The organism is Burkholderia sp. B10, assembly GCF_004368385.1.
Classification (GTDB): Bacteria; Pseudomonadota; Gammaproteobacteria; order Burkholderiales; family Burkholderiaceae; genus Burkholderia; species Burkholderia vietnamiensis.
The window spans coordinates 94,401-115,375 of sequence record NZ_PQMX01000003.1; the positions used below are offsets into that span (position 1 = coordinate 94,401).

Annotated in this window: 14 protein-coding genes and 1 pseudogene; 11 read left to right on the top strand and 4 right to left on the bottom strand. The window is 68.5% G+C overall.

Going from position 1 to position 20,975, the window contains the following annotated elements; translation table 11 throughout:
* Positions 1–23 precede the first annotated feature (23 nt).
* The 6 genes and pseudogenes from C3Y15_RS02525 to C3Y15_RS02550 all read left to right on the top strand — a co-directional run bounded on the left by C3Y15_RS02525 (position 24) and on the right by C3Y15_RS02550 (position 6,998).
* Positions 24–1,697 carry an electron transfer flavoprotein-ubiquinone oxidoreductase gene (locus C3Y15_RS02525; protein ID WP_124259731.1) on the top strand — a complete coding sequence of 558 codons (1,674 nt, stop codon included), beginning with the start codon at positions 24–26 and terminating at the stop codon, positions 1,695–1,697.
* Positions 1,698–1,745: 48 nt separating this feature from the next.
* Complete coding sequence (bktB, locus tag C3Y15_RS02530; RefSeq protein ID WP_011879792.1) at positions 1,746–2,939, top strand: beta-ketothiolase BktB; 1,194 nt, start codon at positions 1,746–1,748, stop codon at positions 2,937–2,939.
* A gap of 39 nt (positions 2,940–2,978) precedes the next feature.
* On the top strand, positions 2,979–3,833 hold the full coding sequence (locus C3Y15_RS02535; RefSeq protein ID WP_059497200.1) for a 3-hydroxybutyryl-CoA dehydrogenase: 855 nt from the start codon (positions 2,979–2,981) through the stop codon (positions 3,831–3,833).
* Positions 3,834–3,972: 139 nt separating this feature from the next.
* Positions 3,973–4,908, top strand: a pseudogene (locus tag C3Y15_RS02540) (aldose epimerase family protein); the annotation flags it as partial.
* A gap of 160 nt (positions 4,909–5,068) precedes the next feature.
* Positions 5,069–5,902 (top strand): oxidoreductase, encoded by an 834-nt coding sequence (locus C3Y15_RS02545; RefSeq protein ID WP_059497202.1) that lies wholly within the window; start codon positions 5,069–5,071, stop codon positions 5,900–5,902.
* Positions 5,903–6,161: 259 nt separating this feature from the next.
* Positions 6,162–6,998, top strand: coding sequence for an alpha/beta hydrolase (locus C3Y15_RS02550; RefSeq protein WP_059497204.1), 837 nt, complete (start codon positions 6,162–6,164; stop codon positions 6,996–6,998).
* A 60-nt stretch (positions 6,999–7,058) separates the two neighbouring features.
* Here C3Y15_RS02550 and C3Y15_RS02555 read toward each other — a convergent pair whose 3' ends face one another.
* The 4 genes from C3Y15_RS02555 to C3Y15_RS02570 form a co-directional block, all read right to left on the bottom strand.
* Positions 7,059–7,766, bottom strand: a complete 708-nt coding sequence (locus tag C3Y15_RS02555; protein WP_059460776.1) for a DUF3142 domain-containing protein — start codon at positions 7,764–7,766, stop codon at positions 7,059–7,061.
* 7 nt (positions 7,767–7,773) lie between these two features.
* Positions 7,774–9,942, bottom strand: coding sequence for a hypothetical protein (locus C3Y15_RS02560; RefSeq protein WP_059497206.1), 2,169 nt, complete (start codon positions 9,940–9,942; stop codon positions 7,774–7,776).
* A gap of 426 nt (positions 9,943–10,368) precedes the next feature.
* Complete coding sequence (locus C3Y15_RS02565; RefSeq protein ID WP_124259732.1) at positions 10,369–11,775, bottom strand: 3-deoxy-D-arabino-heptulosonate 7-phosphate synthase; 1,407 nt, start codon at positions 11,773–11,775, stop codon at positions 10,369–10,371.
* A gap of 381 nt (positions 11,776–12,156) precedes the next feature.
* Positions 12,157–12,918, bottom strand: a complete 762-nt coding sequence (locus tag C3Y15_RS02570; RefSeq protein WP_011879801.1) for a fumarylacetoacetate hydrolase family protein — start codon at positions 12,916–12,918, stop codon at positions 12,157–12,159.
* 227 nt (positions 12,919–13,145) lie between these two features.
* Here C3Y15_RS02570 and C3Y15_RS02575 point away from each other — a divergent pair, with 227 nt between their 5' ends.
* The 5 genes from C3Y15_RS02575 (at position 13,146) to narJ (ending at position 20,969) form a co-directional block, all read left to right on the top strand.
* Positions 13,146–13,622, top strand: a complete 477-nt coding sequence (locus C3Y15_RS02575; RefSeq protein ID WP_059456134.1) for a universal stress protein — start codon at positions 13,146–13,148, stop codon at positions 13,620–13,622.
* Between the two features lie 16 nt (positions 13,623–13,638).
* Positions 13,639–13,830, top strand: coding sequence for a DUF2964 family protein (locus C3Y15_RS02580; protein ID WP_011879803.1), 192 nt, complete (start codon positions 13,639–13,641; stop codon positions 13,828–13,830).
* 1,156 nt (positions 13,831–14,986) lie between these two features.
* A complete protein-coding gene (locus C3Y15_RS02585) occupies positions 14,987–18,751 on the top strand; it encodes a nitrate reductase subunit alpha (RefSeq protein WP_011879804.1) in 3,765 nt (1,254 codons plus the stop codon).
* Positions 18,748–20,277, top strand: a complete 1,530-nt coding sequence (narH, locus tag C3Y15_RS02590; RefSeq protein ID WP_011879805.1) for a nitrate reductase subunit beta — start codon at positions 18,748–18,750, stop codon at positions 20,275–20,277. The genes C3Y15_RS02585 and narH overlap by 4 nt, the downstream gene beginning before the upstream one ends.
* The gene (gene narJ / locus C3Y15_RS02595) at positions 20,274–20,969 is read left to right on the top strand and encodes a nitrate reductase molybdenum cofactor assembly chaperone (protein ID WP_046428923.1); all 696 of its coding nucleotides are present in this window, start codon (positions 20,274–20,276) and stop codon (positions 20,967–20,969) included. The genes narH and narJ overlap by 4 nt, the downstream gene beginning before the upstream one ends.
* The last annotated feature ends 6 nt before the right edge of the window (positions 20,970–20,975 follow it).

Below are 20,975 nucleotides of genomic sequence, written 5' to 3' on the forward strand. Positions count from 1 at the left end.
GGAGCGCAGGAGGAGACAGTATTTTGACCACCCAGGACTTGCTCGCGCAATACGGCCCGCGCGAATCGATGGAATACGACGTCGTGATCGTCGGCGGCGGCCCCGCCGGGCTGTCGGCGGCGATCCGGCTCAAGCAGCTGGCCGCCGAGAAAGGCGCCGAGATCGGCGTGTGCGTGCTCGAGAAGGGTTCCGAGATCGGCGCGCACATCCTGTCGGGCGCGGTGATGGACCCGCGCGCGATCACCGAGCTGTTCCCCGACTGGAAGGAACGCGGCGCACCGCTCACCGTCGAGGTGACCGAGGACCGCTTCCTGTTCCTGTCCGAGCAGAGCGCGGTCACGACGCCGAACTGGGCGTTGCCCGACAACTTCAAGAATCACGGCAACTACGTGATCTCGCTGGGCAACGTCACGCGCTGGCTCGGCACGCAGGCCGAAGCGCTCGGCGTCGAGATCTTCCCCGGCTTTCCGGCCGCGGAGATCCTCTACAACGACGACGGCTCGGTGAAGGGCGTCGCCACCGGCAACATGGGCGTAGGCAAGGACGGCGAGCCGACCGAGAACTTCCAGCTCGGCATGGAACTGCACGCGAAGTACACGCTGTTCGCCGAAGGCTGCCGCGGTCATCTGGGCCGCCAGCTGATCTCGAAGTTCAAGCTCGACGCGAACGCCGATCCGCAGGCGTACGGCATCGGCATCAAGGAGCTGTGGGAGATCGATCCGGCCAAGCACAAGCCGGGCCTCGTGATCCACACGGCCGGCTGGCCGCTGAAGTCGGACACCTACGGCGGTTCGTTCCTGTACCACATGGACAACAACCAGGTCGTGGTCGGCTTCGTGGTCGGCCTCGGCTATACGAACCCGTACCTGTCGCCGTTCGAGGAATTCCAGCGCTACAAGACGCATCCGTCGATCCGCGCGTTCCTCGAAGGCGGCAAGCGCGTGTCGTACGGTGCACGTGCGATCACCGCGGGCGGGCTGCTGTCGCTGCCGAAGACGGTGTTCCCGGGCGGCGCGCTGATCGGCGACGACGCGGGCTTCCTGAACGCGTCGCGCATCAAGGGCAGCCACGCGGCGATCAAGACCGGCATGCTGGCCGCCGACGCGGCGTTCGATGCGGTGCAGGCCGGCCGCCAGTCGGACGAGCTGCACGCCTACCCGGACGCGTTCCGGCAGTCGTGGCTGTATACCGAGCTGTACCGCGCGCGCAACTTCAAGCAGTGGATGGCGAAGGGCCTGTATCTCGGCACGCTGATGGTCGGGCTCGAGCAGAAGCTGATGGGCGGCAACGTGCCGTGGACGCTGCACCACAAGCATGCGGACCACGAGATGTTGAAGCCGGCGTCGCAATGCACGCCGATCGAATATCCGAAGCCGGACGGCAAGCTGACGTTCGACCGGTTGTCGTCGGTGTTCATCTCGAACACGAACCACGAGGAGAACCAGCCGGCGCATCTGACGCTGAAGGATGCGAGCGTGCCGGTGAACGTGAACCTGCGCACCTATGCAGGGCCGGAGGGACGGTTCTGTCCGGCTGCCGTGTACGAGTTCGTGAAGAACGACGACGGCAGCGACCGGCTCGTGATCAACGCGCAGAACTGCGTGCACTGCAAGACCTGCGACATCAAGGACCCGACGCAGAACATCGTGTGGGTCACGCCGGAAGGCGGTGGCGGGCCGAATTATCCGAACATGTAATGCAATTCATGGTCGCGCCCGCAGGCGCGACCGAACCGGAGTGAGACGATGAGCAATGCAGCGAAGGAAGTCGTGGTGGTGAGCGCGGTCCGTACCGCGATCGGCGATTTCGGCGGGAGCCTGAAGGACTTCTCGCCGACCGATCTCGGCGCGAAGGTCGTCGGCGAAGTGCTGGCGCGCGCCAACGTGCCGGGCGATGCGGTCGGCCACGTGGTGTTCGGCCACGTCGTGAACACCGAGCCGAAGGACATGTATCTGGCGCGGGTGGCGGCGGTCAACGGCGGCGTGGCGCAGCACACGCCCGCGCTGACCGTGAACCGTCTGTGCGGCTCGGGCCTGCAGGCGATCGTGTCGGCGGCGCAGACGATCATGCTCGGCGATGCCGAGGTCGCGATCGCCGGCGGCTCGGAAAACATGAGCCGCGCGCCGTACACCGTGCCGTCCGCGCGGTTCGGGCAGCGCATGGGCGATGCGAAGCTGATCGACATGATGCTCGGCGCGCTGCACGACCCGTTCCAGACGATCCACATGGGCGTGACGGCCGAGAACGTCGCACGCAAGTACGGCATCTCGCGCGACGCGCAGGATGCGCTCGCGCTCGAATCGCATCGCCGCGCGGCGCGCGCGATCGCGGAAGGCCGCTTCAAGGATCAGATCCTGCCGATCTCGATCCGCACGAAGAAGGGCGAAGTCGCGTTCGACACCGACGAGCACGTGCGCCACGACGCCGGCCCTGACGATTTCACGAAGCTCAAGCCGGTGTTCGTGAAGGAAGAGGGCACGGTGACGGCCGGTAACGCGTCGGGCATCAACGATGCGGCCGCCGCGGTGCTGATGATGAGCGCCGACGCCGCACGCGCGCAGGGCGCGAAACCGCTCGCGCGCCTGGTTGCGTATGCGCATGCGGGCGTCGATCCGGCCTACATGGGCATCGGCCCGGTACCGGCCACGCAGAAGGTGCTCCAGCGCGCCGGCCTGACGGTTGCCGATCTCGACGTGATCGAGGCGAACGAGGCGTTCGCCGCGCAGGCGTGCGCGGTGACGCAGGAGCTCGGGCTCGATCCCGCCAAGGTGAACCCGAACGGCTCGGGCATCTCGCTCGGTCACCCGATCGGCGCGACCGGCGCATTGATCACCGTCAAGGCGCTGTATGAACTCAAGCGCATCGGCGGCCGTTACGCGCTCGTGACGATGTGTATCGGCGGCGGTCAGGGCATTGCCGCGATCTTCGAGAATATTTGATAATCGGGGCGCACAGCACCCGAACACACAGGAATCGTCATGACCATCGAAACCGTCGGCGTCGTGGGCGCCGGAACCATGGGCAACGGCATTGCGCAAACCGCGGCCGTTGCAGGACTCAACGTCGTGATGATCGACGTCAGCGACGCGGCGCTCGACAAGGGCCTCGCGACACTGAAGGGCAGCCTCGAGCGGCTCGTGTCGAAGGACAAGCTCGAGGCCGGCGCGCGCGACGCGGCGCTCGCGCGCATCACGACGTCGACCGATTACGCGAAGCTGGCTGCGGTCGACATCGTGATCGAAGCCGCGACCGAGAACGTCGAGCTGAAGGGCCGCATCCTGAAGCAGATCGAGTCGGTCGCACGGCCCGACGCGATCATCGCGACCAACACGTCGTCGATCTCGATCACCTCGCTCGCCGCGCTGCTCGCCGATTCGTCGCGCTTCATCGGCATGCACTTCTTCAACCCGGTGCCGCTGATGCCGCTCGTCGAGATCATCCGCGGGCTGCAGACGAGCGACGCGACCGCGAGCGCGGTGCGCGCGCTGACCGAGCGTTTCGACAAGTCGCCGATCGGCGTGCGCAACTCGCCGGGCTTCGTCGTGAACCGGATCCTGGTGCCGATGATCAACGAAGCGTTCTTCGTGCTGGCCGAAGGCATCGCGACGGCCGAGGAGATCGACGTCGGCATGAAGCTCGGCGCGAGCCATCCGATCGGGCCGCTCGCGCTGGCCGATCTGGTCGGGCTCGACGTCTGCCTCGCGGTGATGGACGTGTTCCTGAAGGACTTCGGCGACACCAAGTATCGCGCGTGCCCGCTGCTGCGCGAGATGGTGTCGGCCGGGCGCCTCGGACGCAAGACCGGCCGCGGCGTGTACGACTACAGCAAGTAAGCGCTGCGCCTCGTTGATCGATGCGGCCGCCTTCGGGCGGCCGTATTCGTTTGCGGCGGTGGTCGCGCGCGATCGTCGCGCGCCCGGCAGGCATGCAGATTGCGCGGCGCGATGGACCCAACCGTTTCGGAGGTCGTCCATGAACCCGCTCTCGACACGGCGCCCGGTGCTCGCGATCTGTGCGTGCGCAACGTTTGCTCTCGGCTCGAACGCTGCGTCGGCTGCATCGACCGCGCCCGACGTGTCCGTCAGCCGTGCGGATTACGGCACCACCGCGGCCGGCCAGCCGGTCAGCCAGTACACGCTCGCCAACGCGCACGGCGTGACGCTGAAGATCATCACGTACGGCGGCATCGTGACGGCGCTCGACGTGCCGGACCGCAACGGCAAGCCCGCCGATATCGTGCTCGGCTTCGATTCGCTGCGCGACTACGAGGCGCACAACGGCAACATCCATTTCGGTGCGTTGATCGGCCGCTATGCGAACCGCATCGCACGCGGGCGCTTCGTGCTCGACGGCAAGACCTGGACGCTGCCGGTCAACGATCCGCCGAATACGCTGCATGGCGGCCCCGATAGTTTCGACGCGAAGGTGTGGACGGTGACGGGCACGCGCAGCGACGCCGACGGTTCCAGCGTGACGCTGCGTTACGTGAGCCCCGATGGCGAAAACGGCTTCCCCGGCACGCTGACCACCGACGTGACCTACACGCTGACGCGCGACGACCTGATCCGCATCGACTATCGCGCGACGACGGACCGGGACACGGTCGTCAACCTGACCAACCACAGCTATTTCAATCTGGCGGGGCACGACGGCGGCAGCGTCGAACGGCAACTGATCGAGATCGCCGCGTCGCGCTTCACGCCGACCGATGCGACGTCGATTCCGACCGGCGCGCTCGCGAGCGTGGCCGGCACGCCGATGGACCTGCGCCAGCTGACGCCGATCGGCGCGCATCTGCGCGACCGCGATCCGCAGCTCGCCATTGCGCACGGCTACGACCAGAACTGGGTGCTCGACCACGGCGGCCAGCCCGCGCCGGCGTTCGCCGCGCGTGCGTACGATCCGGCTCAGCCGCGCGCGGCGCTGCGCCGGCGGCGACGACGGCGATGGCAGTGACGTGATGATGGCGCTCATAGCTTTAGGCAAGAATCTCAGCGGAATCGGCGTTATTCGTCGCAGGCCCTCAGACTAGCATGCATGCCGTGATCGACTTTCTGGAGAACTTCACATGGCATCAGGCACCATCATGCTCATCACCGGCGTGAGCAGCGGCTTCGGCCGGGCGTTGGCGCAGCAGGCGTTGGCGGCGGGGTACACGGTGGTCGGCACCGTGAGAAGCGACGATGCGCGGCGCGCGTTCGAAGCGCTGTCCCCGCAGGCGGCCATCGGCCGCGTGCTCGACGTGACCGACTTCGAGCGCATCGACCGCGTGGTCGCGGAGCTCGAGGCGAGCGTCGGGCCCGTCGACGTGCTGGTCAACAATGCCGGCTACGGACACGAAGGCATCGTGGAGGAGTCGCCGCTCGCGGAGCTGCGCCGGCAATTCGACGTGAACGTGTTCGGTGCCGTCGCGATGACTAAGGCCGTCGTGCCGTTCATGCGCACACGCCGGCGCGGCCGCATCCTGAACATCACGTCGATGGGCGGGCACATCACGATGCCGGGCATCGCCTATTACTGCGGCAGCAAGTTCGCGCTCGAAGGAATCTCCGAAGCGCTCGGCAAGGAACTCGCGCCGTTCGGCATCGCGGTGACGGCCGTCGCACCGGGCTCGTTCCGCACCGACTGGGCCGGCCGTTCGATGACGCGGACGCCGCGCTCGATCGCCGATTACGACGCGCTGTTCGATCCGGTCCGGCAGGCGCGCGAACGCAACAGCGGCCGGCAATTGGGCGATCCCGTGAAGGCCGCGCAGGCGATGCTCGCCGTCATCGAAGCCGATGCTCCGCCGGCCCATCTGCTGCTCGGCAGCGACGCGCTGCGCCTCGTGCGCGCCAAATGGGCGGCGTTGCAGGACGACATCCGCGCATGGGAGCCGCTGACCGTGCCGACCGACGGCTGATGCGCGGGCACGCCGCCGCGCGAGCGTCGCGAATTCACACGGTTAGTTGCGCAAAAGAGTGTGCGCTGGCGCGCTGTCGGGCGCCGCTGCGTGCGCTCATGTATTTGGCTTCATGACGCGGTCGCAGTTTTCCGCTACAACGAAGAGGTGCCGAATCGAGCGGCGCGGCATGTGCCGCCGCGCCGCAACTCGATCCCGCCATCCGCCAGGATGGCCCGCCGGCATGCGACGTCCACCTACCCCAAAGGAGCCTGCAGCCATGCCGTACATCACTACGAAGGACCACGTCGACATCTTCTACAAGGACTGGGGCGCGAGGGACGCCCAGCCGATCATGTTCCACCACGGCTGGCCGCTGTCTTCCGACGACTGGGATGCGCAGATGCTGTTCTTCGTGCAACGCGGCTTTCGCGTGATCGCGCACGACCGCCGCGGCCACGGGCGCTCGGCGCAGGTGTCGGACGGCCACGACATGGATCACTACGCGGCCGATGCGTTTGCGGTGGTCGAAGCGCTCGACCTGCGCAACGCGGTGCACGTCGGCCACTCGACCGGCGGCGGCGAGGTCGCGCGCTATGTGGCGCGGCACGGCGAGCCGGCCGGCCGCGTCGCGAAGGCGGTGCTGGTCAGCGCGGTGCCGCCGCTGATGCTCAAGACCGACGCGAATCCGGAGGGGCTGCCGCTCGAGGTCTTCGACGGCTTCCGCAAGGCGCTCGCCGACAACCGCGCGCAGTTCTTCCTCGATGTGCCGTCCGGCCCGTTCTACGGCTTCAACCGGCCCGGGGCGACGGTGCATCAGGGCGTGATCCAGAACTGGTGGCGTCAGGGGATGATCGGCAGCGCGAAGGCGCACTACGACGGGATCAAGGCGTTCTCCGAAACCGACCAGACGGAAGACCTGCGGTCGATCTCGGTGCCGACGCTGGTGCTGCACGGCGAGGACGACCAGATCGTGCCGATCGCAGACGCGGCGCTGAAGTCGATCAAGCTGCTGAAGAACGGCACGCTGAAAACCTATCCCGGCTATTCGCACGGGATGCTGACGGTCAACGCGGACGTCCTCAACGCCGACCTGCTGGCGTTCGTCCAGGCGTAATCAGCTAGCGGCGGCGCGGCACTGCCCACGCGGGCGGCGCCACCGCCGCATAGCCGCGCGTTAGCCGTTGCGCAGAAACACGACGTAGCCGCGGAACCACGGATTGGCCGCGAGGTACGGCGGCGCGTCCCACTCGCCGCCCTGGATCACGCCGATGCGAAACGGTAGCGCGAGCCGCGCGACGCGCGGCAGGTATGCGGCGTAATCGGGGATCGTGCTGCGCCTCTGATACGTCTGCACGACCACCTCGTCGACGATTCCCCTAAGCTGGTTGACCTGATCGGTATCGATGCGGCTGCTCCAGTCGAGCAGCCCGGTGATGCTGAGCTGGCATTCGGCGGGCAGCTTTTGGCGCAGCGTCCGCAGAAATTCGACGTAGTCCTGCAGATGGCGCGTGCGTGCGTCGAAGTCGATCTGGATGCCGGCGATGGTGCGGCCCGACGCGCGCCAGCGTTCGAGCTGCGCGAGCATGATCTGCGACACGCGCGGCGTCCAGCGCAGCGTGTGTGCGCGGTAGACGAGCCACACGCGCGCGTTCGGCGCGCGCGGCAGCGCGACGCCCTGCGCGATGACGCGCACCTGCGAGTCGTCGCGCGGCGACGCTTCGATCTGCCCGAGCAGCACGTACACGGTGCGCGCGCCGCTCACCACCGGCTGCGGCTTCACGCCGGCCCACAGCCAGAACGCGTCGTAGTCGCGCGCATCGACGGTGCCGCCCAGCGCCGCGCGGGCCGCCAGCAGCAGCGCGACGCACGCGAGCCGCCTCATGCGGCGCTCACCAGTAGTAGCGCAGCTTGCGCGCCCAAGGCGTGCCCGCATAGCTGGTCTTCAGCGTGTCGAACCAGCGCTTGCGCGCGCTCTTCGGTACGTCCTTGCCGCCGCATTCGTTGGAGCCGGCCGGCGCATAGCAGTTGATCGCCCGGTACAGCGCATACGCGCGATCGTTCGGGTTCGCCTGCGCATCGGCGATCACCGTCACGTAGCTCGACATCCGCTCGTACGGCTTGCCCGCGAACTGCGACGGCGCGTCACCGAGCGTCGGCGGCACGCGCGTGGCGGCGGCCGGCGCGCTGCGCAGCCACGCCGGGGTCGCATAGCTTTCGATGCCGGCTGCGGGCGGATGAAGGCGCACGAAGTCCGCAAGGCAGTTGAGCGCTGGTGCGTCGGCGGGGTTTTGCTGCAGCGCCGCGGCGATGTCGCGCGCGGACGGGCACACGTAGCCGTCCGCATTGCGCGCGCCGGACGCGACGAACGGCTTCAGCGGCTCGGCCGGCGCACCGGACACCAGCGCGGTATCGGCGACGAAGTCGGCGTAGCGGCCGCGCGTGAGCTCCTTGTACAGCAGCGTGTACAGCGCAGTGTCGCGCAGCGCCGCGCTGGTCGCTGGGTTCTGCGCCTGCGTGCGCAGCAGCGCCGCCCCGGCCGTACGCTGCAACAGCACGGCGCGGATCGCCGCATTCTGCACCGGCGAATCGGCGGCGAACGCGTCGTCGACGCGCCCGGCCTGTTCGAGATTGATCGCGAGCGCGAGTTCGAGCGCCTCGCGCTGGAAGCGCAGGGTCGCGAGCGGGATCAGGTCGCGCCACAGCTGCCGCGCCTGATCGGCCTTGCCGCTGTCCTCCAGCGCGAAGCCGCGCAGCGCCTGCTGGCTCAGTCCGAAGTAGTCGAGCGGCGCGGCCGGCGCCTGCGGCAGCAGTGCGAGCGCGGCATCGGGCTTGTGCCCGATCTGCAGATACCAGGTCGCGACCAGATAGTCGTACAGCGCCGGCGCGTTCGCGAAGCGCGGCTTCTGCGCCTGCAGATCGTCCAGCGTCAGCGGCTTGTTGCGGCTCGGGTCCGTGCTGTCCGACGTGCGCATGCGCAGCAGGTCGACGGTCGCGAGCACGGTCGGCGACTGGATCCGGCTCGCGTCGAATTCTGGCCCGAACAGCAGCTTGCTGTCGAGTTCGTTTGCGAGCTGTATCAGCGGCACGTTCGACGTCGCGGGCGACCAGCGCGCGAGCGCGTGACCGTACAGGTCGGCCTGTTGCGTGACGTTGCCGCCGAGCCACGCGATGCGCCGCAACAGCCCGGTCGCGGACACCGCGTAGTCGCCCTGCGGATAGATCTTCAGGTAGGTGCGAAACACGGTGTCGGCGGCGTCGAGCGACACCTTCGTCACGCGTGCGCGCGACGGCGCCGGGTTGTCGTTGTCGAATGCGTTGGCCTGCGCGGCGTTCAGCTGCGCGCGCCCGGTCATGTAGAGCGCGGTTTCCTTCAGCCACGGGTTCGCGCCGTGCGACGCGCGCGCGAACGCGCGCGTCGCGGTGAGGAAGTCGGCGCGATAGAACGCGTTGGTGCCGTCGAGGTAGGTCGCGAAGTCGCGGGCGAGCGCCGATTTGACCGGCGGTCGCGTCCAGGAAGCGGTCGCGCCGCCCGCGGCGCAGGTCTTCTGCGCGATGTCGGCGCGGGCGGCGCGCAGGCGCGCGGCTTCGTCGGCGGGAAGGCCGGCCGCTCCGCTCAGGGCGTCGTTGAACGCTTGCGCGCCCGACTCCATGCTGCGGCAGATGCTGCCTTCGCCGTCGGCGTAGCGGTTCGACGATGGATCGGCGTCCTGTCCGTCGCCGGTCTTGTCGGGCGACTTCTGGCCGATATCGATCCAGCCGGAAAAATCCATCGGGAACGGCACGACGATCTGGTTGATCCGCTCCTTCGCCGGGATCGTCTTCGGGTCCGGGAATACCTGCGCGACCTTGCGGCTTTCGACCATCATCAGCAGCGCGTTGATCCGCGTGTCGTTGCCGGGGCTTAGCATCGGCACGTTGCCGCACGAGTAGGCGCCCTGCCGCAGCGTGAGCTGCACGTCGCAGGTGTCGTCGGAGCTGGCATGGGCGGCGGGAACGCAAAGCAGGCTGGCCGTCAGCGCGGCGAGCAGGTTGCGGTGCAGCGTCAGGGTGATTGGCATTTTTCTTGTGCTTGGATGGGGGCGCGACGGCCGGTTCTCTCAGGAGGATTTCGCCTCGGCGCGTATCGTACATCCGTGTGGCGGGGAGTTGGGGACTTCGCGGGGCGCTGGTGTCTGTGGGGAGAGCGATGCCGATGCCGAAAGTGACAGCGATGTCGGGCTCAGCCGGACACCGCGCGTCGCGGCGGCCCGAACCGTCTACCCGCTGCCAGCGGCGCATTGGACGGCGCGGCTGGCAGCGCGAATGGCGCCGACCGTCGAATGGTCGATGAAGCTCTTGAGCGTTGTAGACGAAGCGCAGACGGACGGCGCAATCGCGCGTGGGCTGGGACGACCGCGCCGCGCTGGCGCCGCACAGGCTCGTTGAGCCTGCCGACCGCTTATGCGGCGCGCATCAACGCGCGACGCGATGCGTCGAGTAACGCGTCACGCATCGTTCACGGCGTTGTCGGCCTGGTCGCCGTCGATCGCGGCGAGCAGATCGTCGACGCCGACCATCAGCGCGCGCACCTGCCGTAGCGATTCGTACTGGTGCAGCACCGGCCGCCACGACGGTTGCGTCAGCAACGCTTCCCAGACGGCCTGCAGGATGGCCGTGTCGGCGTCCCCGTGCTGCGCCAGCGCGCTCGCATACGCGAGGCTCGCCGGCGTCGACAGCAGCTGCATCCGGCTGGCCGCGCCGAGCAGCCGCGGCGTCGGGTCGGCCGACGCATCGCAGCAGTACAGCACCTCGCGCTGCAATGCCGCATCGTCGATCGTCAGCGCGTGCAGCGACGCGCCGTGCACGCGTATCGAGCCTTCACGCGTGTCGAACGCGTAGACGGTATGCGGATCGGCTTGCGCGAGCAGGCTCAGCCCGCGCAGCAGGCGCGGCAGATCGGACGTGGCCGCATCCGCGGATGCCTTCGCCTCGACGAGGAACCGCATGTTCCACGCGGTCGACGGATCGCCGCCGCGCGCGCGCTCGAGCAGCACCGCGTCCCATTCGGTCTTCGCGCGGTCGTGCTTGCCCGGAATCGACGCCGGCACGCGCATCGACGTGACGACCCGATACGTGCGCTGCGCGTCGATCGCGTCGAGCTGGTCGGCCAGCGTCCCGAGGGCCAGCGCGGCCAGCGCTTCGACCGCCGCGCCGCGCCGTTGCGACGTCGCGCCTTGCGCGACGGCCAGCGCGCTGCCTTCGGGCGGCCCCTGGCGTTCCCACAGTGCGCGGTACTGCCGAACCGCCGGGTCGACCGACAGCGCGGCGAGGCGCTGCAGACGTGCGAGCGCCGGGTTGTCGTGGAGTTTCGCGAGGTCCCGCTGGAATGCCGGGTCGGCTGCCGTTTCCGGCTGCGCAAGCAGGTGTCGCAGTTCGGCGTAGAGCGTGTCCCACGACGCGCCGGCCGCGGCCGCATGCAGCCGCGCGAGCGGCGCGCGCTGCCACGCATGCACGTGCCGCTCGAGCCGCGCCGGATGCGCGATCGTGTTGACGGCCGAGCGCAGCGTGCGCCGATCCGGTTCGGCGTGGGCGGCGAGCGACGCGTATTCGCGCACGACCGGCGCGCGATGCCGCAACACGGCGGCCTGGAACGCGGGATCGCCGCCGCGCGCGTCCATCGCGGCGCGGATGATCCGCGCGAGCGCGTCGACGAAACGCTGCTGCAACGCGGCGCCGGGCGCTCGGCCGTCGGCGAGCTCGCGGCGCGCTTCGTCGATCACGGTCGCGACGACGACGGCCGGATTCGTCGCGTCGTCGAGCGACGACGCAGGCACGAGCGGCGGCAATCGGTAACGGCGATCGACGGTGCGCAGGACTTCGTCGAGCAAGGCGGGTAACGGTGCGGGCGGCATGGCGAAGGACCGGTGGAGGCGGTGCGTGCGCGATGTGCAACGGTATCACGTGGCGCCGGCACGCTGCGCGAGGGGTGATTGCGGTGTAGCCCGGTGGCGAAGGCGCGCCGGGACGTTGGGCTCGGCATGGCGCGGCGTGGGCAGCGGCTGCCTCAGGCTCAACCGACGCTTCAACCTCGACCGAGGCGCGCGACCTGCCCGAACTTCGCGACGGCTCGCGCGTCATGCCGTCCGAGTCACCGAGGCGGTTGCGACGCTGCCGCGCGCGGAAGTCGCGCCGCTGCGTTGCCCTGAATCCGGGGCAACAGCGGCTGCGGGCGCCTCGGCCTCAGCGTCAACCGACGCCTCAACCGCCGCGCGCGACCTGCTACGACTCGGCCGTCAAGCCGTCAGCGTGACCGTCAGGCTGCCCAGCTCGCCGAAGCGCACGGTCAGCACATCGCCGAGCGGCACGTCGATCGCGCCCGCATACGAGCCGGTCGTCACGATCTGGCCGGCGCGCGCGCCGTCGCCGCGCGACGCGAGGAAGTTCACGAGCCACACGAGCGGCTTGAGCGGATCGCCGTCCGGATGGCGGCCGTCGATCGTGCGGTTCAGCGCGCCTTCGAACGACAGCGCGAGCGTCTCCAGCGGTGCGTTCAGTCCGTCTTGCACGACGGGGCCGACACACAGCCCCTGGTTGAACTGGCCGTCGGCGAGGAGTTCGAACTTCGACGCGCGGGCCGGCTCCGCATAGCGGCAGCCCAGCACTTCGAGCACGATGCGCACTTCGCGAATCGCGCCGCGCACGGCGTCGTCGTCGTACGGCTGTGCGCGCGCGGGCAGGTCGCGATCGAGCATGAACGCGATCTCCGGCTCGATGCGCACGATCGGGCCGCCCACGACGCGGTACGGCCCATCGGCTTCGCGGATCGTCGACGCGAAGATCGGCGCGACGATCACGCGATCCGGCGGCGGCAGCGCACATTTCCATCCGCCGATGGTTTCGCCGAGCAGGTCGGCGACGCGATGCTGGATCGCCAGCGCGGTGTCGACGTCCTGCGGGCGGCAGGCATCGGGCAGCAGCGGGCCGGGCACGCCGGCATGGCGGGCGGCGACGAGATGCTGGGCGGCGCCGTCCACGCGTTCGGTAGTCGTTGTCATGTCGGTTGAGTGAGGTGAAAGTGGGCCGGCAAAACGGGGCCGGACGCAGATCGAAGGTCTGATGATAGCGCCTTCGGCGCGATGCACCGAGCGTGGCGCGCGGCGCTTGGCCGCACAACGGGATTTTCGCGGAGCTTGATCGTCGTCAAGCCCGCAGCCGCACGCGCGCTGATGATGGTGACACGGCCGCGCGACGTTGCGCGGCAACTCACCCCAGCGAGGAACGCATGTACAAGAAGATCATGGTGGCCGTGGACGGCAGCGCTTCGTCGAAACAGGCGCTTGCGGAGGCATTGAAGATGGCGAAGGCGGGCGGCGGGAACGTCAGCATCGTCTACGTGGTCGACAAGTCGGTGCTGTTTACGTATGCGGGGCGCTTCGATCCGAATGCGCTCATCGAGGAAATCCGCACCGAGGGCACCCGCGTGCTGCGCGAAGCCGAACAGACGGTCGCGGCGGCCGGTGCGCAGGGCGAAGGCGAGCTCGTCGAGACGGAAAGCATCGGCGAGGACGTCGCGGAACGCCTGCAGCGTTACGTGAAGGAACACGGCATCGAGCTGGCGGTGGTCGGCACGCATGGCCGCCGCGGCTTCCGGCGCATGCTGCTCGGCAGCGTCGCCGAGCGCTTCCTGCGCGGCTCGAGCTGCCCGGTGCTGCTGATTCGCGGCGACGACGCCGACGTGTCGGCGGCCGCCGCAGCATAACGGCGCGGGGGTCGCGATGATACGTCGCCAGTCCCGCATCGTGGTTGCAGCGATCGCCGTGTTCGTATCGCTGGCCGGCATGATGGCCGTCGTGACCGGGCTGCTGTTCGACGAGACGGTCGCGCTGCGCGGCGGCGCGGCCGCGCTGATCGTCGGCGTGGCGTGCTTCGTCGTGATGCTGAACCCGGGGCCGAAGGGCGAAAGCTGACGCGCCGCGCTTCGCGCGCGTCCTGCCGCAGCATCGTTGGCGGCGGCCTCCGCTGCGCCGCCCCGCGGAGACTTTCCGCCTGCCTCATCCGGCGCGTTCGCGCCGTGCGACCCGACCGGTGTGTCCGCCGCGTCGGGTTTGGCTATTCCATCTGCAGATTCCGCCCGAGCGCGGCGCGCTCGCGGCGACGTGTCGGACATCGCGGCGCTACGGTCGATACGCAGTGCGTCGTCGTCGCTTTTCCTGACCGGCTGATGCGGCGACCCGCGTGGCCTGCGCGGCGCCTTCGTCACCGCGTGGCGCGGCGAGGCCACGCACGGTCGGGTTCAAGCACGCTGTTCATAGGCCGAGGCGCAATTGAACGCGCGGCCTAAATCCATCGCACTCCTTGCACTGCGGCGCGTCGCTCGCTCTCTGACGGTGAGTGCGCCAGTCCACATCACGCAATCCAATCCCGCCAACTTCGTATTTCGCCCCGGCAACCGTTCGGGAGTGCGGGCTGACGCTTGTGGCCGGGGCCGGCCGGCTGGGACGACGACCAGCGGCAGATAGCGCAGGCCGCGACAAGCAGCGGCCGGTTGCAGCGGACAACACAGGCAGCGACGAGCGACGGCGGGTGGCGGTGGACAGCGCTGGCAGCGACGAGCGGCGGCGGACAGCGCCGGCCCCCGGCGAGCAGCGCGGGGGCGACGGATGGCGAGCAGCGTCGGTGGCACCGGGCAGCGCTGGCCGCGACGAGCAACGGCGAGTGGCGGCGGAGAGAGCAGGCCGTAACGAGCAGCGTCGGGCGGCGGCCGACAGCGCGGGCAGCCACGAGCAGCGTCGGCAGGCGGCGGTCAGCGCGGGAGCCACGAGCAGCGTCGGCTGGCGGCGGTCACCGCGACCAGCGGCAAGCAGCCGAGCCGCACCACCCCCATCAGCAGTCAGTACTCCTCCGCCAACCCTCAGCACTCCTCCCCCACCGATCTTCCCCCATTTCCACCGTTGCACGCCGGCGAACGATCCCTCTGATTTGTATCAAGCCGTGATATGTCCTTCTACCAGACAATCTGCCCGACCCGGACAAAACGCGTCGATCAGATGCATCTTTTACGGCCGGCATTCCACCCCTTTCAACAATCTGAGTCTGCCAAAAGACCGGAAAAACGAGATCCCCATGAGCCATTTCCTGGATAGATTGCGTTATTTCTCCACCGCCCGGCCAGGCTTTTCCAACGGGCACGGCGCCGTCACGGACGAGGACCGAAAATGGGAAGACGGCTATCGGCTGCGCTGGCAGCACGACAAGATCGTCCGTTCGACGCATGGCGTGAACTGCACGGGCTCGTGCTCGTGGAAGGTCTACGTGAAAGGCGGGATCGTCACCTGGGAAACCCAGCAGACCGACTACCCGCGCACCCGCCCGGACATGCCGAACCACGAGCCGCGCGGCTGCTCGCGCGGTGCTTCGTATTCCTGGTATCTGTATAGCGCCAACCGCCTCAAGCATCCGATGGTGCGCAGCGCGCTGGTGAAGCTGTGGCGCGAGCGCCGCCGCACGCTGGCGCCCGTCGACGCATGGCGCTCGATCGTCGAGGACGACGCGTCCCGGCGCGCGTACCAGAGCCGGCGCGGCCTCGGCGGCTTCGTGCGCGCGAGCTGGGACGAAGTCAACGAGATCGTTGCGGCCGCAAACGTCTACACGGTCGAGCGGCACGGCCCCGATCGCGTGGTCGGCTTCTCGCCGATCCCGGCGATGTCGATGGTGTCGTATGCGGCGGGCTCGCGCTATCTGTCGCTGATCGGCGGCGTGTGCCTGAGCTTCTACGACTGGTATTGCGACCTGCCGCCGGCCTCGCCGCAGACCTGGGGCGAGCAGACCGACGTGCCGGAATCGGCCGACTGGTACAACTCGACCTTCATCATGATGTGGGGCTCCAACGTCCCGCAGACCCGCACGCCCGACGCGCACTTCCTCGTCGAGGCGCGCTATCGCGGCACCAAGGTCGTGTCGGTGTTTCCCGATTACGCGGAAGGCGCGAAGTTCGGCGACCTGTGGCTGCACCCGAAGCAGGGCACCGACGCGGCGCTCGCGCTCGCGATGGGGCACGTGATCCTCAAGGAATATCACCTGGCGGGCAACAGCGACTACTTCATCGACTACTGCAAGCGCTTCACGGACATGCCGGCGCTCGTTCGGCTCGTGCCGCACGGCGACGGCTACGTGCCCGAGCGCCTCGTGCGCGCGTCCGACTTCGACGATTCGCTCGACGAGGCCGCGCATCCGGACTGGAAAACCGTGATGATCGACGACGCCAACGGCGAATTCGTCGTGCCGGTCGGCTCGGTCGGGTTCCGCTGGGGCCAGCAGGCCGACGCCGACAAGGGCAAATGGAACCTGCGCGGCGAGACGTCGAAGGGCGCGGCGCTGGCGCCGCGGCTGTCGTGCACGGCGGCGCATGACGACGTCGTCGACGTGCTGTTCCCGTACTTCGGCAACCAGCCTCACGCTCATTTCAACTCGACGCACCACGGCTCCGAACTGTCGCGCCGGATCGGCGTGCGGCGCGTCGCGACGCGCAACGGCGAGATGCTGGTCGCGACCGTCTACGACCTGTTCGTCGCGAACTACGGCCTCGACCAGGGATTGGGCGGTCGCGACGTGGCCGCGAGCTACGACGACGACATTCCGTACACGCCCGCGTGGCAGGAAGCGATCACCGGCGTGAAGCGCGCGGACGTGATCTCGGTCGCACGCCAGTTCGCGGAGAACGCGCACAAGACGCAGGGCAAGTCGATGGTGATCATCGGCGCGGGGATCAACCACTGGTTCCATATGGACATGTCGTACCGCGCGATCATCAACATGCTGATCATGTGCGGCTGCATCGGCAAGCCGGGCGGCGGCTGGTCGCATTACGTCGGGCAAGAGAAGCTGCGTCCGCAAACAGGCTGGACCGCGCTCGCGTTCGCGCTCGACTGGACCCGGCCGCCGCGGCACATGAACGCGACGTCGTTCTTCTACGCGCACACCGACCAGTGGCGCTACGACACGATGGACCCGAGCACGCTGCTGTCGCCGCTCGCCGACAAGACGCAGTTCCACGGCTCGCCGATCGACTACAACGTGCGCGCGGAGCGGATGGGCTGGCTGCCGTCCGCGCCGCAGTTGGCGGTGAATCCGCTCAAGGTCGGCGCGAGTCTCGGCGATGCCGCGCCCGCGGGCGCCGAGCTCGCGCGGCAGTTGCGGAACGGCACGCTGCAAATGGCGTGCGAAGACCCGGACGCGCCCGAGAACTTCCCGCGCAACCTGTTCGTCTGGCGCTCGAACCTGCTCGGCTCGTCGGGCAAGGGCCACGAGTATTTCCTGAAGCATCTGCTCGGCACGACCAACGGCGTGCAGGGCGAGGATCTCGGCGCGACGGGCGGCGCGCGGCCGGAGGAAGTGAAGTGGCGCGCCGACGCGCCGCGCGGCAAGCTCGACCTGCTCGTCACGCTCGACTTCCGGATGTCGACCACCTGCATGTATTCCGACGTCGTGCTGCCCACGGCGACCTGGTACGAGAAGGACGACATGAACACGTCCGACATGCACCCGTTCATCCATCCGCTGTCGGCGGCGGTCGATCCAGCGTGGGAATCGAAGAGCGACTGGGAGATCTTCAAGGGCATCGCGAAGCGCTTCTCGGAGCTGTGCGACGGCCACCTCGGCGTCGAGCGCGACGTCGTGCTCGCGCCGATCGCGCACGATACGCCGGGCGAACTCGCGCAACCGTTCGACGTGCAGGACTGGAAGCGCGGCGAATGCGAGCCGGTGCCGGGCCGCACGATGCCGGCCGTGATCGCGGTCGAGCGCGACTACCCGAACACCTACGCGCGCTTCACGTCGCTCGGCCCGCTGCTGGACAAGCTCGGCAACGGCGGCAAGGGCATCGGCTGGGACACCAGGGACGAAGTGAAGCTGCTCGGCGAGCTGAACTACAAGGTCGCCGACGGCGCCGCACGCGGGCGCCCGCGCATCGACACCGCGCTCGACGCGGCCGAGGTGATACTCGCGCTCGCGCCCGAGACCAACGGCGAAGTCGCGGTGAAGGCGTGGCGCGCGCTGTCCGGCATCACCGGCATCGACCACACGCATCTGGCCGCCGCGCGCGAGGACGAGAAGATCCGCTTCCGCGACATCCAGGCGCAGCCGCGCAAGATCATCTCGTCGCCGACGTGGAGCGGGATCGAATCCGAGCACGTGTCGTACAACGCCGGCTATGTGAACGTGCACGAGCTGGTGCCGTGGCGCACGCTGACCGGCCGTCAGCAGCTGTATCAGGACCATGCGTGGATGCGCGCGTTCGGCGAGTCGCTGTGCGTGTACAAGCCGCCGGTCGACACGGGCAGCTATGCGCACATGGTCGGCACGCGCTCGAACGGCAACCCCGAGCGCGTGCTGAACTTCCTGACGCCGCATCAGAAGTGGGGCATCCACAGCACCTACACGGACAACCTGCTGATGCTCACGCTGTCGCGCGGCGGCCCGATCGTGTGGATGTCGGAGGACGACGCGAAGGCGATCGGCGCGGTCGACAACGACTGGATCGAGTGCTTCAACTCGAACGGCGCGTTGTGCGCGCGGGCGGTCGTGAGCCAGCGGATCCCGTCGGGGATGGTGATGATGTACCACGCGCAGGAGAAGATCGTGAACACGCCGGGCTCCGAGATAACGGGCACGCGCGGCGGCATCCACAACTCGGTCACGCGCATCGCGCTGAAGCCGACGCACATGATCGGCGGCTATGCGCAGCTGTCGTACGGCTTCAATTACTACGGCACGGTCGGCTCGAATCGCGACGAGTTCCTGATCGTGCGCAAGATGAACAACATCGACTGGCTCGACGGGGAAGAACCCGTCGGCGCCACGCCGAACGTCCGCGCCGGAGAAACGTCATGAAGATACGTGCACAGATCGCGATGGTGCTGAACCTCGACAAGTGCATCGGGTGTCACACCTGCTCGGTGACCTGCAAGAACGTGTGGACCAGCCGCGAAGGGATGGAATACGCGTGGTTCAACAACGTCGAGACCAAGCCGGGCATCGGCTATCCGAAGGACTGGGAGAACCAGGACCGCTGGCGCGGCGGCTGGCAGCGCCGCGCCGACGGCCGGATCGAGCCGCGTCAGGGCGGCAAGTGGCGGCTGCTCGCGCAGATCTTCGCGAACCCGCATCTGCCCGAGATCGACGACTACTACGAGCCGTTCACGTTCGACTACGGGCATCTGCAGGAGGCCGGCCACGCGCGCGCGATGCCGGTGGCACGACCGCGCTCGCTGATCAGCGGCCAGCGCCTCGAGAAGATCGAGTGGGGGCCGAACTGGGAGGAGATTCTCGGCGGCGAGTTCGAGAAGCGCGCGAAGGACTACAACTTCGAGGCGGTCCAGAAGGAGATCTACGGGCAGTTCGAGAACACCTTCATGATGTACCTGCCGCGCCTGTGCGAACACTGCCTGAACCCGGCGTGCGTCGCGTCGTGCCCGTCGGGCTCGATCTACAAGCGCGAGGAGGACGGCATCGTGCTGATCGATCAGGACAAGTGCCGCGGCTGGCGCATGTGCGTGTCCGGATGCCCGTACAAGAAGATCTACTACAACTGGCAGAGCGGCAAGGCCGAGAAGTGCATCTTCTGCTATCCGCGCATCGAGGCCGGCCAGCCGACCGTGTGCTCGGAAACCTGTGTCGGCCGCATCCGCTATCTCGGCGTGCTGCTGTACGACGCCGACCGGATCAGCGAGGCCGCCAGCGCCGAGAGCGAGCAGGACCTGTACGAGGCGCAACTGTCGCTGTTCCTCGATCCGAACGACCCGACGGTGATCGCGCAGGCCGAGCGCGACGGCGTGCCGGCCGCGTGGCTCGACGCCGCGCGCCGTTCGCCGGCCTACAAGATGGCGATCGACTGGAAGATCGCGTTCCCGCTGCATCCGGAATACCGGACGCTGCCGATGGTCTGGTACGTGCCGCCGCTGTCGCCCATCAATGCTGCCGCGAACAGCGGCGAGCTCGGGATGAACGGCTACCTGCCCGACGTCGAATCGCTGCGCATTCCGCTGCGCTATCTGGCGAACCTGCTGACGGCCGGCGACGAGGCGCCCGTGAAGCTCGCGCTCGAACGGCTGCTGGCGATGCGCGCGTTCATGCGCGCGCGCCACGTCGACGGCGTCGACGCGCGCGGCGTGCTCGACCAGGTCGGGCTGTCGCTCGCGCAGGTCGAGGAGATGTACCGCTATCTCGCGATCGCGAACTACGAGGATCGCTTCGTGATCCCGACCACGCATCGCGAGTACGCAGAGAACGCGTACGACCTGCGCGCCTCGTGCGGCTTCTCGTTCGGCAACGGCTGTTCGGACGGCCGCTCCGAGGGGAGCCTGTTCAGTCCGAAGAAAGGCGCGAAAACCATTCCGATCAACGAGGTATCGCGATGAGCGGCGCACCCGATCCGACCTATGCGGCGTTCGCGGCGCTGCTCGACTATCCCGACGACACGCTCGTCGACGTGCTCGATTCGATCGACGGCCACCTGCGCGAGCGGGCGCAGCTGCCGAAGCGCGCGCGCACCGGCCTCGAGCGGTTTTTCGCGTACGTGCGTGCGCGCGACCTGCTCACGCTGCAGGAGAACTACGTCGCGCTGTTCGACCGCGGCCGCGCGACGTCGCTGCATCTGTTCGAGCACGTGCACGGTGAATCGCGCGACCGCGGGCAGGCGATGGTCGACCTTCTGCAGATGTACGAGCGCCACGGGCTGACGCTGAACCCCGGCGAGCTGCCCGATTATCTGCCCGTGTTCCTCGAATACCTGTCGCGCCTGCCCGCGCCCGACGCACGCACGCTGCTCGCCGAGACCGGCGACATCCTCACCGCGCTTGCCGGCCAGCTCGCGCGGCGCGGCAGCCATTACAGCTTCGTCGTCGGCGCGCTGCTGCCGCTCGCCGGCCTCGCGCCGGTCGAGCCGCCGGCCGCCGCGGACGACGACGTGGCGGCCGTGACGCCCGGTGCGGACGACTACCGCGCGCTCGACGCGTCGTATGCGGACGAAGCCGTGCGCTTCGTCGGCGCGGCGACGCCGGCCGAGCAGACGATCCAGTTCCACGACAAGCGGCCCGCCCGCAGCGCGTGAGCGCGG

Excerpts from the sequence above, each read along its gene's own strand:
- C3Y15_RS02550 (WP_059497204.1), top strand. The coding sequence starts at position 6,162 with ATGCCGTACATCACTACGAAGGACCACGTCGACATCTTCTACAAGGAC.
- C3Y15_RS02575 (WP_059456134.1), top strand. The coding sequence starts at position 13,146 with ATGTACAAGAAGATCATGGTGGCCGTGGACGGCAGCGCTTCGTCGAAA.
- C3Y15_RS02585 (WP_011879804.1), top strand. The coding sequence starts at position 14,987 with ATGAGCCATTTCCTGGATAGATTGCGTTATTTCTCCACCGCCCGGCCA.
- C3Y15_RS02545 (WP_059497202.1), top strand. The coding sequence starts at position 5,069 with ATGGCATCAGGCACCATCATGCTCATCACCGGCGTGAGCAGCGGCTTC.
- narH (WP_011879805.1), top strand. The coding sequence starts at position 18,748 with ATGAAGATACGTGCACAGATCGCGATGGTGCTGAACCTCGACAAGTGC.
- C3Y15_RS02580 (WP_011879803.1), top strand. The coding sequence starts at position 13,639 with ATGATACGTCGCCAGTCCCGCATCGTGGTTGCAGCGATCGCCGTGTTC.
- narJ (WP_046428923.1), top strand. The coding sequence starts at position 20,274 with ATGAGCGGCGCACCCGATCCGACCTATGCGGCGTTCGCGGCGCTGCTC.
- bktB (WP_011879792.1), top strand. The coding sequence starts at position 1,746 with ATGAGCAATGCAGCGAAGGAAGTCGTGGTGGTGAGCGCGGTCCGTACC.
- C3Y15_RS02555 (WP_059460776.1), bottom strand. The coding sequence starts at position 7,766 with ATGAGGCGGCTCGCGTGCGTCGCGCTGCTGCTGGCGGCCCGCGCGGCG.
- C3Y15_RS02565 (WP_124259732.1), bottom strand. The coding sequence starts at position 11,775 with ATGCCGCCCGCACCGTTACCCGCCTTGCTCGACGAAGTCCTGCGCACC.
- C3Y15_RS02535 (WP_059497200.1), top strand. The coding sequence starts at position 2,979 with ATGACCATCGAAACCGTCGGCGTCGTGGGCGCCGGAACCATGGGCAAC.
- C3Y15_RS02570 (WP_011879801.1), bottom strand. The coding sequence starts at position 12,918 with ATGACAACGACTACCGAACGCGTGGACGGCGCCGCCCAGCATCTCGTC.
- C3Y15_RS02560 (WP_059497206.1), bottom strand. The coding sequence starts at position 9,942 with ATGCCAATCACCCTGACGCTGCACCGCAACCTGCTCGCCGCGCTGACG.